The sequence below is a fragment of the Sphingomonas palmae genome (assembly GCF_900109565.1).
Classification (GTDB): Bacteria; Pseudomonadota; Alphaproteobacteria; order Sphingomonadales; family Sphingomonadaceae; genus Sphingomonas; species Sphingomonas palmae.
Map to the genome: position 1 here is coordinate 320,179 of NZ_FNZZ01000004.1, position 14,546 is coordinate 334,724.

General features: G+C 67.2%; 18 protein-coding genes. 9 read left to right on the forward strand and 9 right to left on the reverse strand.

Annotated features, from left to right (window positions below; translation table 11 throughout):
* Positions 1-64: 64 nt before the first annotated feature.
* Positions 65-781, forward strand: coding sequence for a hypothetical protein (locus tag BMW51_RS11715; protein ID WP_342723976.1), 717 nt, complete (start codon positions 65-67; stop codon positions 779-781).
* Positions 782-810: 29 nt separating this feature from the next.
* Here the strand turns inward: BMW51_RS11715 and BMW51_RS11720 are convergent, their stop codons facing one another.
* Positions 811-1,308, reverse strand: a complete 498-nt coding sequence (locus BMW51_RS11720; RefSeq protein ID WP_342723978.1) for a thiamine phosphate synthase — start codon at positions 1,306-1,308, stop codon at positions 811-813.
* A 73-nt stretch (positions 1,309-1,381) separates the two neighbouring features.
* On the opposite strand from BMW51_RS11720, the gene BMW51_RS11725 reads away from it, so the two are divergent.
* Together BMW51_RS11725 and BMW51_RS11730 are read left to right on the forward strand one after the other, a co-directional pair.
* Positions 1,382-2,098, forward strand: coding sequence for a YggS family pyridoxal phosphate-dependent enzyme (locus tag BMW51_RS11725; protein ID WP_093006585.1), 717 nt, complete (start codon positions 1,382-1,384; stop codon positions 2,096-2,098).
* A complete protein-coding gene (locus tag BMW51_RS11730; protein ID WP_093006587.1) occupies positions 2,095-2,757 on the forward strand; it encodes an HAD family hydrolase in 663 nt (220 codons plus the stop codon). Before BMW51_RS11725 ends, BMW51_RS11730 begins: the two co-directional genes overlap by 4 nt.
* Here BMW51_RS11730 and BMW51_RS11735 read toward each other — a convergent pair.
* From BMW51_RS11735 to hemE, 8 genes are all read right to left on the reverse strand, one after another.
* Positions 2,747-3,256 (reverse strand): YdcF family protein, encoded by a 510-nt coding sequence (locus BMW51_RS11735; protein ID WP_177171642.1) that lies wholly within the window; start codon positions 3,254-3,256, stop codon positions 2,747-2,749. The genes BMW51_RS11730 and BMW51_RS11735 overlap by 11 nt on opposite strands.
* Positions 3,231-4,286 carry a GTP cyclohydrolase II gene (gene ribA, locus BMW51_RS11740; protein WP_093006591.1) on the reverse strand — a complete coding sequence of 352 codons (1,056 nt, stop codon included), beginning with the start codon at positions 4,284-4,286 and terminating at the stop codon, positions 3,231-3,233. Before ribA ends, BMW51_RS11735 begins: the two co-directional genes overlap by 26 nt.
* Positions 4,283-5,065, reverse strand: coding sequence for an exodeoxyribonuclease III (locus BMW51_RS11745; protein ID WP_093006593.1), 783 nt, complete (start codon positions 5,063-5,065; stop codon positions 4,283-4,285). The genes ribA and BMW51_RS11745 overlap by 4 nt, the downstream gene beginning before the upstream one ends.
* Positions 5,066-5,403: 338 nt before the next feature.
* Positions 5,404-6,009 carry a LolA family protein gene (locus tag BMW51_RS11750; protein ID WP_093006596.1) on the reverse strand — a complete coding sequence of 202 codons (606 nt, stop codon included), beginning with the start codon at positions 6,007-6,009 and terminating at the stop codon, positions 5,404-5,406.
* A gap of 106 nt (positions 6,010-6,115) precedes the next feature.
* Positions 6,116-6,823: a YjbE family putative metal transport protein gene (locus BMW51_RS11755; RefSeq protein ID WP_093006598.1), complete on the reverse strand. Its 708-nt coding sequence runs from the start codon at positions 6,821-6,823 to the stop codon at positions 6,116-6,118.
* 230 nt (positions 6,824-7,053) lie between these two features.
* Positions 7,054-8,310 carry a transcription termination factor Rho gene (gene rho, locus BMW51_RS11760; protein ID WP_093006600.1) on the reverse strand — a complete coding sequence of 419 codons (1,257 nt, stop codon included), beginning with the start codon at positions 8,308-8,310 and terminating at the stop codon, positions 7,054-7,056.
* A gap of 175 nt (positions 8,311-8,485) precedes the next feature.
* Positions 8,486-8,944, reverse strand: a complete 459-nt coding sequence (locus tag BMW51_RS11765; protein ID WP_093006602.1) for a CopD family protein — start codon at positions 8,942-8,944, stop codon at positions 8,486-8,488.
* A gap of 3 nt (positions 8,945-8,947) precedes the next feature.
* Positions 8,948-9,970 carry a uroporphyrinogen decarboxylase gene (hemE, locus tag BMW51_RS11770; RefSeq protein WP_093006604.1) on the reverse strand — a complete coding sequence of 341 codons (1,023 nt, stop codon included), beginning with the start codon at positions 9,968-9,970 and terminating at the stop codon, positions 8,948-8,950.
* A 307-nt stretch (positions 9,971-10,277) separates the two neighbouring features.
* Here hemE and BMW51_RS11775 point away from each other — a divergent pair, with 307 nt between their 5' ends.
* The 6 genes from BMW51_RS11775 to hpf all read left to right on the forward strand — a co-directional run bounded on the left by BMW51_RS11775 (position 10,278) and on the right by hpf (position 14,533).
* Positions 10,278-11,108 carry a pyruvate, water dikinase regulatory protein gene (locus BMW51_RS11775; protein ID WP_093006606.1) on the forward strand — a complete coding sequence of 277 codons (831 nt, stop codon included), beginning with the start codon at positions 10,278-10,280 and terminating at the stop codon, positions 11,106-11,108.
* A 27-nt stretch (positions 11,109-11,135) separates the two neighbouring features.
* Complete coding sequence (locus tag BMW51_RS11780; protein WP_093006608.1) at positions 11,136-11,726, forward strand: Maf family protein; 591 nt, start codon at positions 11,136-11,138, stop codon at positions 11,724-11,726.
* A gap of 34 nt (positions 11,727-11,760) precedes the next feature.
* Positions 11,761-12,570, forward strand: coding sequence for a shikimate dehydrogenase family protein (locus tag BMW51_RS11785; RefSeq protein ID WP_093006610.1), 810 nt, complete (start codon positions 11,761-11,763; stop codon positions 12,568-12,570).
* Entirely contained in the window at positions 12,567-13,169 is a 603-nt protein-coding gene (gene coaE, locus BMW51_RS11790) for a dephospho-CoA kinase (RefSeq protein ID WP_093006612.1), read from the forward strand. Before BMW51_RS11785 ends, coaE begins: the two co-directional genes overlap by 4 nt.
* A 10-nt stretch (positions 13,170-13,179) precedes the next feature.
* Positions 13,180-13,872 (forward strand): DNA polymerase III subunit epsilon, encoded by a 693-nt coding sequence (dnaQ, locus tag BMW51_RS11795; RefSeq protein ID WP_093006614.1) that lies wholly within the window; start codon positions 13,180-13,182, stop codon positions 13,870-13,872.
* 70 nt (positions 13,873-13,942) lie between these two features.
* The gene (gene hpf, locus BMW51_RS11800; RefSeq protein ID WP_093006868.1) at positions 13,943-14,533 is read left to right on the forward strand and encodes a ribosome hibernation-promoting factor, HPF/YfiA family; all 591 of its coding nucleotides are present in this window, start codon (positions 13,943-13,945) and stop codon (positions 14,531-14,533) included.
* Positions 14,534-14,546 lie beyond the last annotated feature (13 nt).

Genomic DNA, 14,546 nt, shown 5'->3' on the forward strand with positions numbered 1-14,546 from the left:
ACCTAAAACTGCTAGGCCGCTTCTCGGGAGCGGCATGAGATCGCCGCAGAGGGGTGTTTGAGTCGTGAGCGCACGTCGGGTTATCGCTGGCAGCATGGGGATCGCGCTCGTCGCGGGTGCCTTTGCCGTCGCGCCCGCGTTTGGTGCGGCGGAAACGGCTCCGCGCAGCGTCAAACGCTTCGTCGCGCCGCGCGTAGCGGGCACCTTTACCCCCGCCGCCGCCGACCCGAAGCTCGCGGCGTTGTTCGCGCGCAGCGGCCTCGACGCGAGCGGGTTCAGCTTCACGCCGTCCGAGTCGCGTAGCGGCAACCGCTCGGTAACCGTCGCGGTGCGCGCACGCTCGACGTTGGCGCCGACGCGCGACAACAGCCGCCTCGCCGCGGTCGTGCCCAGCCCGACGGTCGGCCTGGCGCCGATCGCGTACAATCTGGGCGTCTCGGTCGGCTGGAAGCGCTTCGCGGTTGCTGCCGACACGGCGAAGGTCGATCTCGCCGCGACGCCGGGTGGACGCCAGTCATCCGACGTGTCGCTCAGCTACGTGGGTAACGCGATCTCGGGACAGCTTCGCGCGACCGCCGACCGCGCGCTCGCGGGCACTCCCAGCTTGATTGCCGAGCGGCCCAGCTACTCGCTCGATCTGGGTGGTTCCTACTCGCTGACGCGTAACATCGATCTGACCGCGGGCATGCGCTACAAGAGCGAGCGTGAGCGGCTGACGCGGCGTGAGGACGATCGCCACGACAGCCAAGCGGTCTATGTCGGGACTGCCTTCCGCTTCTGATCGATCGGCCCGGTAAGGTCGCATACCGGTTACCTCAGCCAGGCATCGATCGCCGCATAGCCGTGAAAGCCGCTTAGTTTTCGAAAGCGCCGCTCGTCCATGCCGCCGAGCGCGATCAGCGGTACACCTGCGACACGTCCGATCACGCGCGCGCGTCGCTCACCCAGATGCTTGTCACCCGGATGAGAGCGCGTGGCGAATACGGGCGAGACGAACACCGCCGCAGCACTCGCCTGCCGCGCGCGTCGCGCCTGCGCGACCGAGTGCACCGGCCAGGACACGATGCTGCCACCGTTCTGACCGTGCGTGCCCTGCTCTCCCGCCATCCGCTTCATGCCCGCCCGGATCAGTACCAGCCCGCGTGATCGCGCCACCCGTCGCACGCGCGCGAACAAGCGTCGTCGTTCTAGGGGTGCCAGCGAATAATGGCGGAATATCACGCCGCCCCCGCGCGGCAGTCTGGCCAACGCGCGCCATAGTTCGTCACCCATGCGCTCGTCCGTCATCAGCCAACGTGTCGGCAACACGAGCAGGCGCTTCCCCGCTCGTGGCGGTCGGCAAGGGTGGCGAGTGCGCATCGCCACGCTTATAGCCCGCGCGATGCCCTTCGACGAACCCTCGCTTGCCCCGCGCCCCAAGCCGCGCGTCCGGGATGATCGTTCTCCGGCCGAGCGGCTCGTCGACCTGCGCGTACGGATCGACAAGGCCGCCACCAGCGCGCGCCGCGATTGCGCCGACGTCACGCTGATCGCGGTATCGAAGACCCACCCGGCAGACGCGATCGAGCCGCTGCTCGCCGCCGGTCAGCGCGACTTCGGCGAAAATCGCGTCCAGGAAGCCGAGGCGAAATGGCCCGTCCTGCGCGAGCGTTATCCCAACACGCGGCTTCATCTGATCGGACAGCTTCAATCGAACAAGGCGCGTGACGCGGTACGCCTCGCTGATGCGATCCACGTCGTCGATCGCCCGTCGCTCGTCACCGCGCTCGCGCGCGCGATGGAGCAGGAGGACCGACGGCCCGACTGCTTCATTCAGGTCAACATCGGCGACGAACCGCAGAAGGGCGGCTGTGCGATCGCAGACCTGCCTGAATTGCTCACGCAAGCACGCGATGCCGCTCTACCGGTCGCCGGGCTAATGTGCCTGCCGCCTGCCAGCTTGGAGGCGGCACCCTATTTCGCCTTACTAGCAAAGCTCGCGCGCGATCACGGGCTGGCCGGGCTCAGCATGGGCATGTCGGACGATTACGACACCGCGGTAACGCTCGGCTCCACCCATGTCCGGGTCGGCTCTGCCCTGTTCGGCCATCGCGCATGAGGTTCGCAGGCCTCCTGTTCGATTTCGACGGCGTCCTGATCGAGAGCGAGGCGGCGGGTAATCGTCAGATTGCCGCATTCCTGACCGATATCGGCCATCCGACCACGCCCGAGCAGTCGATGGCGAACTTCATGGGACTGTCGGGGATCGACTTCCGCGGCGCGGTCGAGCGCTGGATCGATGGGCCGCTACCCGACAGCTTCCACACCGCGCGCGCCGAAGAGGATGCGCGCTGCATCGCTGAGGGGATCGAGGAGGTCGCGGGAGCGGTTGCGTTCGTGCGCAGGCTGCCCGCCGATTTACCCAAGGCGGTCGTGTCGTCGAGCAACACGCGCTGGCTCCACGCCCATCTCGCGCATCTGGGCCTGAGCGACGCATTCGGCGACCACGTTTACTCGGGCGCGGAGCATGTCACGCGCGGCAAACCCGCTCCTGATCTGTACCTCTATGGTGCCGAGCGGCTCGGCGTGCCGATCGAGCGCTGCGCGATACTGGAAGACTCACCCGTCGGTGCGACCGGAGCGGTGGCGAGCGGAGGTTACGTCATCGGCCTGGTCGCGGGCACGCATTGCGCGCCCGGTCACGCCGAACGGCTAAGCGCGATCGGTGTCGACGCGATCGCGCGCGACTTCGACGAGGTGAGCGCGCTTATCGCCTGATCAGCGCCCACGCGCCTGCAACGGCGTCGTAGGGAAGGGCGAGCGCCTCGCGTACGTAGGCGCGAGCCCTGCGCCTGGCGGGGCGGTGACCGTGATCGAGCCGGGCGCCCATCGTCCTCACGCCGAACAGCCGCAACAGCATGCGCGCGCGTGGTTGATGCCAATTGTCGGTGCAGGCGACGCAGCGTGCGATGCCATTCGACCGTGCGTAATCGGCCGCAGCACGCGCGGTTTGCAACGTGTCGCGACTTTCCTCGTCGAGCACCAGGCGATCAGCGGCGACCGTGTCGCGCAGACCCCGCGCGATCACCGACGCCTCCGATGAACCCTCGTCACCGATCGCACCCGAGCAGAACACGATCGCCTCGGGCGAGCGCGCCGCCAGATGCCGCGCCAGTTCAATCCGCCCCGCGAGCGCGCCGCTGGCGCGCCCGTCCGCGCGCACCGCCGCGCCGAACACGACGACCAGTGGATCAGAGCTGATGGCCGGTCCGGTCACGCTTGGTGGCGAGGTAGCGTTCGTTATGCGGGTTTGTCGGCAAAAAGTGCGGTACGCGCTCAATCACGCGCACGCCCGCTGCTTCAAGTCCCGCCACCTTCGCAGGATTGTTGGTCAGCAGTCGCACCTCGCCTTGCCCCAGCAGCGTCAGCATCCGCGCCGCCACGCCGAAATCGCGCGCATCGATCGCGAAGCCCAGCCGCGTGTTCGCATCGACCGTGTCGAATCCCTGATCCTGCAAGGCATAGGCGCGCAGCTTGTTGATCAGTCCGATACCGCGTCCCTCCTGCCGCAGGTACAGCAGGATGCCCCAGCGACTCTCCTCGATCGCGTGGATTGCGGCGTGCAACTGCGGTCCACAGTCGCATTTCAAGCTGCCGAGCACGTCGCCCGTCAGGCATTCGCTGTGGAGCCGCACCACCGGCGCACGCCCGTTCGGCTTACCGACGATCAGGGCGACGTGCTCGTCCGCGCTCTCGGGCGAGCGGAACGCAATGATTTCCGCGTCCTCCGCACCGTCAACGGGTAGCCTGGCGCGCACCGCGATCGAGAGTCGCGCTGCATCCTCGTGCGCCGCGATGTCGTCGGGCGTGATCGTCACCTCGGGATCAATGCCGTCGGTGAAGAAGGCCGGCAGCAACCCCGCGATCCGCGCCAGCTGCAGCGCCGCCGCGGTCGCGACCGGTCGCTGGTTCTCCAGCGTGCGGAACGGCCCCTTCAACGGGGTCGACAGATCGCGCTGCGGATCGGCGATCGCGGTCGCCAGCGCCATGTCGAACCACGGCGCACGCTCGATCACCACCGGCTGGTCGGGATCACCCGAGGCACGCTGGTTGAGGAGCTTGAGCGTCTCGGCGCGACCGCTCGAGATCAGCACGCCGTAATCGCCGGGTGCGAAGGCGCGCAATCGCCCCTCATCCGCCGTCTCGATCGCCAGCAGCGTCAGCGGTTCCTCACCCGGCGCCCGCAGCTCGATCGGCCAGCCGCGGCGCAGCGCGTCGATCGCCTTGGCTGCGGCGCGCGCGCTCACCAGTCGAACTCGGTCATGATCGGCACGTGATCGCTGGGCTTGAGCCAGCTGCGGCAATCCTCAAACACCGTGTGCGCGCGCGCCTGTGCAGCAACATCGGCGGTCGCCCACATGTGATCGAGGCGGCGCCCTCGATCGTTCTTCGTCCAGTCGGGCGAGCGATAGCTCCACCAGGTGTGCAGACGGGCAGGGGCGGGATGGAAGTGTCGTCCGAGATCGACCCAGGTGTTCGAGGCCTTGAAGGCGTCGAGCGCCTCGACCTCGACGGGGGTGTGGCTGACGACCTTCAGGAGCGCCTTGTGGCTCCACACGTCGGCAGGCAGCGGAGCGATGTTGAAGTCACCGGTTAGGATCGTCGGGCAGTCCAGCTTTTCGGACCAGCGCGTCATCCGCTCGACGAAATCGAGCTTCTGTCCAAATTTCGGGTTCACCTCCCGATCGGGCACGTCGCCGCCCGCGGGCACGTAGACGTTCTCCAACCGAACGCCGTTGGGCAGCCGCACGCCCAGGTGCCGCGCTTCCTTGTTCGCCTGCCAGTCGAGCCGGTCATCCTCGACTACCGGTACGCGCGACACGATCGCGACGCCGTGGTGCATCCGCTGACCGTGGAGCAGCACGTGCTCGTAGCCGAGCGCACGGAACGTCTCGACCGGAAAATCGGCATCGATCACTTTGGTTTCCTGCAGGCACAACACGTCGGGCTGCGCCTCGCGCAGGAATTGCTCGACGATGTCGATGCGAAACCGCACCGAGTTGATGTTCCAGGACACGATCTTCACGGCCGCGCGTGTAGCGGGGCGGGGAGGGGGCTGCCAAGGGGAGGGAGCGGCTTGCTTTGGCTGATCGGGAGCACGCCACCGGCAGGGCCTGCGTCGTCGGACGAGCCTTTGGCTCGCCGACCGTGCTTGGGCGTCTGGCACAGAGTGCCTGCGCCCTGCACAGAATGGCCCCCGCTCCGGGGGCAAGGAGCGAGGGCCGACCTGGCGTTCGTCACGCAGGCGGGATCGTGGAGGTTCGGGGCAACAGGGGGAAAAATCCCCGATACGCCCCACGTCCGCAGGTCAGCTTCTAGGGCTACCAGCCTGTCGCGCAGATGAACGAACCCGTCCGGTTCCGTTCAGCCGGCGCGTCCCTGCCTCCGGGGATCGTTCCAGCGGAACGTTCCGTCGCTCACCGGCTGGTTGAACTTCTGATTCGACAATCGAATCGTCGTGCGATTGCCCTGCGCGTCGAGCTGCACCCAGCCCTGCAGCATCAGTCCCGCCGGCGCACTCGCGTCGCGCGCGAACACCAGGTTGATGCGGCCGTACTCGGGGTGCTTGGCATCGTATCCCTCGACCGAGACGACGCGCGGGTCACCGCTCGGCACCACCTTGGCGAAGCGCGAGATGTCCTTGTTGGGGTCGAGCAGCACGCCCAGCGGCGAGTTGCCGATCGGCCAGCGCTGCACCTGCCGCACCGAGTGATCGATGAAGGTCAGCGCCTTTCCATCGCCGACGATCAGGATCGGCACGCCCTTCTGGTACTGGAAGCGGATCTTGCCCGGCTTCTTCAGCGTCAGCGTGCCGGTCAGCACCTGTCCGTTGCGATCGGTCTGGCTGAACGCGGCGGTCATGGTGTTGACCGACTGCAGGTGCCGCTGGACCGCCGCCAGATCACCGCTCTGCGCCGCGGCGGGAACCGACGTTGCGACAAGCACGGCGAGTGGCAGAAAGGCTTTCACGATCGAACGCTCCGATGATTGCGGGAAGCCAGCAAGTGGCACGGCGGCATTGAACGCGCCGTGAACCCGGAGCGATCCCCGCCGCCGTTGGATACCCCGCGATTGATCAGAACAGCGACACGATCCCCGCGGTCTCCGCCGTTCCGGTCCAACCCTCGTAGATCATCTTGCCCGCGACGAACACGATCACGGCGAGGCCGATATACGCGATCCAGCGATGCTTGTTGATGATCCTGGCGATCAGGTTGGCCGCCAGCCCCATCAGCGCGACCGACAGCAGCAGGCCGATGACGAGGATGCCCGGATGCTCGCGCGCCGCACCCGCGACCGCGAGCACGTTGTCGAGGCTCATCGACACGTCGGCGACCGCGACCGCCCAGGCGGCGGCGGCGAAGCTCTTGGCGGGCCTGATCCCGGCCTGCTCCTCCGCCTCATGTGCGCCGCCCTCACGAATTTCGCGCCAGAACTTCCAGCTGACCCAAAGCAGCAGCAATCCGCCGGCGAAGATCAGCCCGACGATCCCCATCAACCACGTGACGATCAGCGCGAAGAAGATGCGCAGCACCAGCGCCGCGCCGATGCCGATCAGGATAACCTTGCGCCGGTCGGCCGCAGGCAATCCCGCCGCCAGCGCGCCGACGACGATCGCATTGTCGCCCGCCAGCACCAGATCGATCAGCAACACCTGCCCGAATGCCGCCAGCGCGGCGGGATCGGACAGGTTGGAGAAATCGGCGACGACGTGTTGCCAGATGTCGGACAGCGATCCCGGCCCGGCAGCGGCCGCGGCGGAGAGAATGTGGGCGAGGATCACGCTGGCTGCTCCCGGTTCATCGCTGCGTCATAGCGGAACCATGCGCTGCGCCAAGCGGGTCAGACGCACTAGTCGGCGGCGTGATCCGCTCGACATGGTTTGATACAATGGTGGGCGGGCAGTGGCGCGCCGCGGGCGAAGCCCGCGTCGTCGGTCGGGTGCGTGCTGCGACGCCCCCGCCGGCCGAGCCGGTGCGAGTTCCGCGCCAGCATGGCGCGGGCCGCACTCGGCTATTGATTCATGCTGTCGAAGAAATCGGCGTTGGTCTTCGAATCCTTCATCTTGCCGAGCAGGAACTCCATCGCATCGACGGTGCCCATCTGCATCAGGATGCGGCGCAGTACCCACATCTTCGACAGCTGCCCCTTGTCGACCAGCAACTCTTCCTTGCGCGTGCCCGACTTGCCGACGTCGATCGCCGGGAAGATGCGCTTGTCCGCCACCTTGCGGTCCAGCACGATCTCAGCGTTGCCGGTGCCCTTGAACTCCTCGAAGATCACCTCGTCCATGCGGCTGCCGGTGTCGATCAGCGAGGTCGAGATGATGGTGAGGCTGCCGCCCTCCTCAATGTTGCGCGCCGCACCGAAGAAGCGCTTCGGCCGCTGCAGCGCGTTCGCGTCGACACCGCCGGTCAGCACCTTGCCCGAGCTCGGCACCACGGTGTTGTAGGCGCGGCCCAGACGCGTGATGTTGTCGAGCAGGATGACGACATCCTTCTTGTGCTCGACCAGCCGCTTGGCCTTTTCGATCACCATCTCGGCGACCTGGACGTGGCGCGTCGCCGGCTCGTCGAAGGTGGAACTCACCACCTCGCCGTTCACCGTACGCTGCATGTCGGTGACTTCCTCGGGCCGCTCGTCGATCAAAAGGACGAGCAGGAACACCTCGGGATGGTTGATCGAGATCGCGCGCGCGATGTTCTGCATCATGATCGTCTTGCCGACGCGCGGGGGCGCCACGATCAGGCAGCGCTGCCCCTTGCCCAGCGGGGTGACGACGTCGAGCACGCGGCCCGACTTGTCCTTGATCGTCGGGTCCTCGATCTCAAGCTTCAACCGCTCCTCAGGGTAAAGCGGGGTGAGGTTGTCGAAGTTCACGCGCTGGCGCACGCGCTCCGGGTCCTCGAAATTGACCTGCGTGATCTTCACCAGCGCGAAATAGCGCTCGCCGTCCTTCGGCCCGCGGATCTCGCCCTCGACCGTGTCGCCGGTACGCAGGCCGTGTTTGCGCACCTGGTTCGGGCTGACGTAGATGTCGTCGGGGCCGGCGAGGTAGTTCGCCTGCGCCGAGCGCAGGAAACCGAACCCATCGGTGAGCACCTCGATCGTGCCCTCTCCCATGATCTGCTCGCCGTTCTCCGCCTGAACCTTCAGGATCGCGAACATCAGGTCCTGCTTGCGCAGCGTCGAGGCGCCCTCGACGCCCAGTTCCTCGGCCAGCTGGACGAGTTCGGCCGGAGCCTTCTTCTTCAGATCTTTCAGATGCATGGTCGTCGGTCCGATGTGATCGGGTAGCAGGGAGAAGCTGGATCCGGCGGAAAAGGAAGTCGCTGGCGGAAACGCTGGGGGAGGCGGCAAGGCACGGGCGTGCCTCAACCGTGCGATCGACCTAAGATCGGCTGCCACCCGAGTCAAGCACGCGCTGCCGGCGTGCTTGCTCCGATCAGAACGGCTTCACGATCACCAGGATGACGATCAGCGTGACGGCGAGCGCGGGTATCTCGTTCATCATCCTGAGCGCCTTGTTCGACACGCCTGTGCGCCCGCGTGCCAGCTTCTTCGCGTAGCCGACCGCCCAGCCGTGATAGCCCGAAAGTGCTACGACGATCAGGAGCTTGGCGTGGAGCCAGCCCAGGCCCGGCACGCCCGCGAGCAACCCCGCGTTGATCGACAGCAGGATGCCCAGCACCCACACGATCACCATCGCCGGCGTCAGGATGATCCGGCGCAGCTTGTTCTCGCGATCGGTCCAGCGCGCGGCCTCCGCGGGGTCGCCGAGCCCTTCCTGATGGTACACGAGGTAGCGCGGCAGCATGAACAGCCCCGCCATCCAGAAGATGACGAAGATCAGATGCGCGGCTTTGACCCACAGGTACGTCGCGCCCAGAAAACCCGGTTCCATGACCTAGCCCCTTAACACGGCGAGCAGCCGTTCGACATGGGCGATCGGCGTGTGCTGCCCGATGCCGTGCCCCAGATTGAAGACGTGCGGACGCCCTGCCAGCGCATCGATGATCCGCCTGACGCCCGCGTCGAGCGCGTCGCCGCCCGCCTCCAGCAGCAGCGGGTCAAGATTGCCCTGCACCGGCATGCCCACGGGCAGCACCGCATTCGCCCACGCCGGGTCGACTGTCTCGTCGAGGCCGATCGCGTCGGGTGCGACGCCCGCGGCATAATCGACCAGCTTCGCGCCTGCGCCCTTCGGAAAGCCGATGATCGGCACCCCGGGATGGCGCGCGCGCAGGCGATCGACGATCGCGCGATTGGGCTGGATCACGTGAGCCTCGAACTGCGCCGGGCTGAGCGACCCCGCCCAGCTGTCGAACAGTTGCACCGCTTCGACCCCCGCCTCGATCTGCCGCGACAGATACTCGACCGTCAGGTCGACCACGCGGTCGATGATTGCGCCGAAACGTGCCGGGTCGCGGTAGGCGAGCAACCGCGTCGCGCCCTGATCCTTCGACCCCGCGCCCGCCACCATGTAGGTCGCAACGGTCCACGGCGAGCCCGCAAACCCGAGAAACGTCGTTTCCGCCGGCAGCATCGCCGCCACCCGCCTGACCGTCTCGTACACCGGATCGAGCCGCGACAGATCGGGCGTGAGCGCGCTCAGGTCTGCCTCGACCAGCGCCGGCGCCAGCCGCGGTCCTTCACCCACTCCGAAGGTCAGCTCCTGCCCCAGCGCCCACGGCACCATCAGGATGTCGGAGAAGAGGATCGCACCGTCGAACCCGAAGCGTCGGATCGGCTGCACCGTGACTTCCGCTGCCGCTTCCGGATCGGTCGCGAGCGCGAGGAACCCGCCCTTCTCCGCCCGGAGTGCGCGATACTCGGGCAGGTAGCGCCCGGCCTGACGCATCAGCCACACCGGTGGACGCGCGCGCATCTCACCCTTCAGAACCGCGAGCAGAGGCTTGGAGCCGGTCAATCGGCACTCCCTTCTTCAATAGAAGAATCTAAAAATGAGGGTTGTTGATGTTGTAGGCGTGTGGGCGCCGGGGATTATGCGTTCGCACACCTAATGCCAACAGATTGACTCCGCCCGACCCGCGATTCTCCCGGGATTCGATTCAACCGCCACCACGACTCACAGGCTGTGGATAAAACGGGCGGGCGTTGGCGGGATTGTGGACAAGTGATCGCCCATCCACAGGCGGGAAGCGCGCTTGGCGGGTCGGCCGAGTTACGCTAGCCCCCGTCCCCATGTTGTCCACAGATCGATCCTGAGCACTGGCATGGTCCGCCTGCACCTGCACCTGCTGTCGGATTCGACCGGCGAGACGCTGGAGAACATCGCCAAGGCGGCGCTGGCGCAATATGACGACGTGGAAACGGTGCGGCATTTCTGGCCGATGGTCCGCACCGAGGCGCATCTCGACCGCATCTGCCAGGAGATCGCGCAGAACCCCGGCCTCGTCATCTTCACGCTAGTCAATCCGCAGACGCGCCGCGCGCTGGAGGCACGCTGCCACGCGCTCGGCCTGCCGATGGTCGCGCCGTTAGATCCGGTGAACGACGCCTTGTCGGGGCTGCTGGGGCAACAGGCAAAGGCGCGCCCCGGGCGACAGCACGTGCTCGACGCGGCTTATTTCGCGCGCGTCGACGCGATCCAGTTCACCATCGCGCACGACGACGGGATCGCGTGGGAGGAGTGGGAAGAGGCCGACATCGTGCTGGCGGGCGTCAGCCGTTCGTCGAAGACGCCCACTTCGATCTATCTCGCCAATCGCGGCTACAAGACCGCCAACATTCCCGTGGTGGTGGAAAGCCCGCCGCCGCCCTTGCTGTACCAGCTCAAGCATCCGCTCGTCGTGGGGCTGACCACCAGCGCCGACCGGCTGATCCAGATTCGCCGCAACCGGCTACTGTCACTTAACCAGACGCCCGAGACCGATTACGTCAACGGCGAGGCGGTCGCGCGGGAGATTGCGTTCGCGCGGCGAATGTTCGCCGACAACGGCTGGCCGGTGATCGACGTGACCCGCCGTTCGATCGAGGAAACCGCCGCCGCAATCATCTCGCTATGCAACGAACGACGCGGCGGCGCCGCGCATCCACGCGACTGACCTGAGTCAAGCGACCTTATCATACCCATGAGCATCATCCTCGCCTCGCAATCCGCGTCACGCACCGCCTTGCTGTCGGCGGCGGGTGTGCCCTTCACCGCCGAACCCGCGCACGCCGACGAGGCGGCGCTGAAAGCCGCGATGGCGGGCGACCCCCCGCGCGACGTCGCCGACGCACTCGCCGAATTGAAGGCGCTCAAGGTGTCCGCGCGCCATCCCGGCCGCCTCGTGCTCGGCTCGGACTCGCTCGCGGTGCTGGGCGACGGCACGATCCTCGACAAGCCGCGCGACCGCGACGACGCGCGCGATCACCTGATCCGCATGTCGGGCAAGCGCCACGACCTCGTCAGCGCCGCGGTGATCGCGGAAAACGGCCGCCCGGTGTGGCGCCACGTCGAGGCCGCGCGGATGTTCGTGCGTCCGCTGTCCGACGCGTTCATCGAGGCTTATCTCGACGCCGAGTGGCCCGCGATCTCGGCTTGCGTCGGCTGCTACCGCATCGAGGGGCCGGGCGCACAGTTGTTCAGCCGGATCGAGGGCAGCCAGTTCACCGTGCTCGGCATGCCGCTGCTGCCGGTCCTCGGCTACTTACGCGAACGCGGCGTTTTGCTCGCGTGATTCCTCCGTCCTCACCCGACCGGAACAAGCTTCCATGACCAAGCCCTATGCCGAGGTGATCGGCGACCCGATCGCGCAGTCGAAGTCGCCGCTGATCCATCGTTTCTGGCTCGACCGGCTCGGCATCGACGCCGATTATCGCGCCACGCGCGTCGCGCCCGATGCGCTCGCGGCCTACTTCGCCGACCGCGCCGCCGATCCCGCCTGGCGCGGGTGCAACGTGACCGTGCCGCACAAGGTCGACGCGCTCGACCACGTGCCCGATCCCGGCAACGTGCGCGGCTCGATCGGTGCTGCCAACACGGTGTTCCGCACCGCCGACGGACTGGCCGCGACCAACACCGACGCGGCCGGTTTCCTGTCGCCGATCGCCGAACTCGACCTCACCGGCAAGCCGGTCGTCGTCGTCGGGGCGGGGGGCGCGGCGCGCGCGGTCCTGTTCGCGCTGTCAAAGGTCGGCGTCGGGCCGGTCACGCTGCTCAACCGTACCCCGCTGAAAGGTGCGGCGCTGCTCTCAACCTTTGGATTGAAGGGGCAGGCGCTGCCGCTTTCCGCCAGGCTCCCGTCCGCGGCACTGCTCGTCAACACCTCGACGCTCGGCATGACCGGCCAGCCGCCACTCGAGCTCGACCTGCTTCCGCTGCCCGCCGACGCGATCGTCTACGACATCGTCTATTCGCCGCTCGAGACCGGGCTGCTCACGCAGGCGCACGAGCGCGGGCTTGATACGATCGACGGGCTCGACATGCTGGTCGGCCAGGCCGCGCTCGCGTTCGAGCTGTTCTTCGGTCAGCCCGCGCCGCGCGAGCACGACGAAGAACTGCGCGAGGCGTTGCTCGGGTGAAGCCGCCGTTGATCGTCGGACTCACCGGATCGATCGGGATGGGCAAGTCGACCGTCGCGCAGATGTTCCGCGACTGCGGCGTACCCGTGTTCGACGCCGATGCGGAGGTGCACCGCTTGCAGGGACCAAATGGCAAGGTCGTCGCTGCGATCGAGGCGCGCTTTCCCGGCACGACCGGGGCACGGGGCGTCGACCGCGCGAAGCTCGCCGCCGCGGTGCTCGGCGACGACGTCGCGATGAAGGCGCTGGAGGCGATCGTCCATCCCGCGGTCGGTGTCGAACGCGCGGCGTTCCTTCATGCCAACGCCGACGTTGATCTGGTCGTGTTCGATGTGCCGCTGCTGTTCGAGACCGGTGGCGACGGCAAAGTCGACCGGATCGTCGTCGTCTCCGCCGCGCCCGAGGTGCAGCGCGCGCGCACGCTCCAGCGGCCCGGCATGACCGAGGCGAAGTTCGACGCCATCCTCGCGCGCCAGACGCCCGACGCCGAAAAGCGCGCGCGCGCCGATTTCGTGGTCGCGACCGACACCCCGATCGAGGAGACCCGCGCCGCCGTCGCCCGCGTCATCGCTTGCCTAGCGCGCGGCGAAGCACGATAACCGATCCCCCATGCGCGAGATCGTCTTCGATACCGAAACCACGGGCCTGAGCTTCGTCGGCGGCGACCGGATGGTGGAGATCGGCTGCGTCGAATTGTTCAACCGGGTTGAGACCGGGCAGACGTTCCACGCTTATTACCACCCCGAACGCGACATGCCCGAAGAGGCGGCGCGGGTGCACGGACTGCGAATCGACTTCCTGTCGAAGTTTCCGGTGTTCACCGCGGGCGTCGACGCGCTGCTGGAGTTCATCGGCGACAGCCCGCTGATCGCGCACAATGCCGGGTTCGACTTCTCCTTCCTGAACGGCGAGCTGGAGCGCTGCGGTCGCGCACCCGTGTGCCGCACGCGCATGGTCGACACGCTGCAGATCGCGCGCAGCCGCCATCCCGGCGCCAAGCACACGCTCGACGCGCTGTGCAGCCGCTACGGTGTCGATCGCTCGCACCGCGTGCTCCACGGCGCGCTGCTCGACGCGCAGCTGCTCGCGCAGGTGTACGTCGAACTGCTCGGTGGGCGGCAGATCGGCCTGGGGCTGGTCAGCGACGTGCCGGTGGAAGCGGTCGAGGTCGTCGCCACCGCGCCGCGAAAGGCACGCGCACCTCGGCTATTTCGTGCCAGTGCGGCGGAACTGGCGGCGCACGCAGCGTTTGTGAACGGTATAAAAGAGCCTTTGTGGGGAGCGGCCGAGAGCTCTTCGTGAAGGGGGCCGTCGCGCCCGGTTGGCGCGGATGGCGGGGTCGTCCTGGCCCCGTGTCGAGCAGGAGAAGACAATGGATATCCGGACCAATGGTCACCAGGTTTCGATCGGCGACGCGCTGAAGAGCCATGTCGAGGACCGCCTCCAGGGTATCGCCGACAAATATTTCGCGCGCGCCATCTCGGCCGAGGTAACCTTTGGCAAGGGGCCGCACGACGTCGGGTTCCGCTGCGACATCGTCTCGCACGTGATGCGCGGGCTGGTGCTGAAAGGCGCGCATGAGGCACATGACGCACACCTCGCCTTCGACGGCGCGGCGGAGAAGATCGAGAAGCAACTTCGCCGCTACATGCGCCGGTTGAAGGATCGCCACGCGCTGCACGTCGAGGCGGAGGCGGAGCAGGATCGCTCGGGCTACGACAATGCCGGCTACACGCTGTTCGCCGAGTCGATCGCCGACGAGGAGGAGCAGGACGCCCCGCTGGTGATCGCCGAAACGCGCGTCGACGTGCCCGATGCCAGCGTGTCGGACGCGGTCATGATGCTCGACCTGCGCAACACGCAGGCGCTGTTGTTCAAGAATGCGGGAACGGGTGCGTACAACATGGTCTATCGCCGCGGCGACGGCACGATCGGCTGGGTCGAGCCGCAGCGCGGCGGCTGATCCGACGCACGTT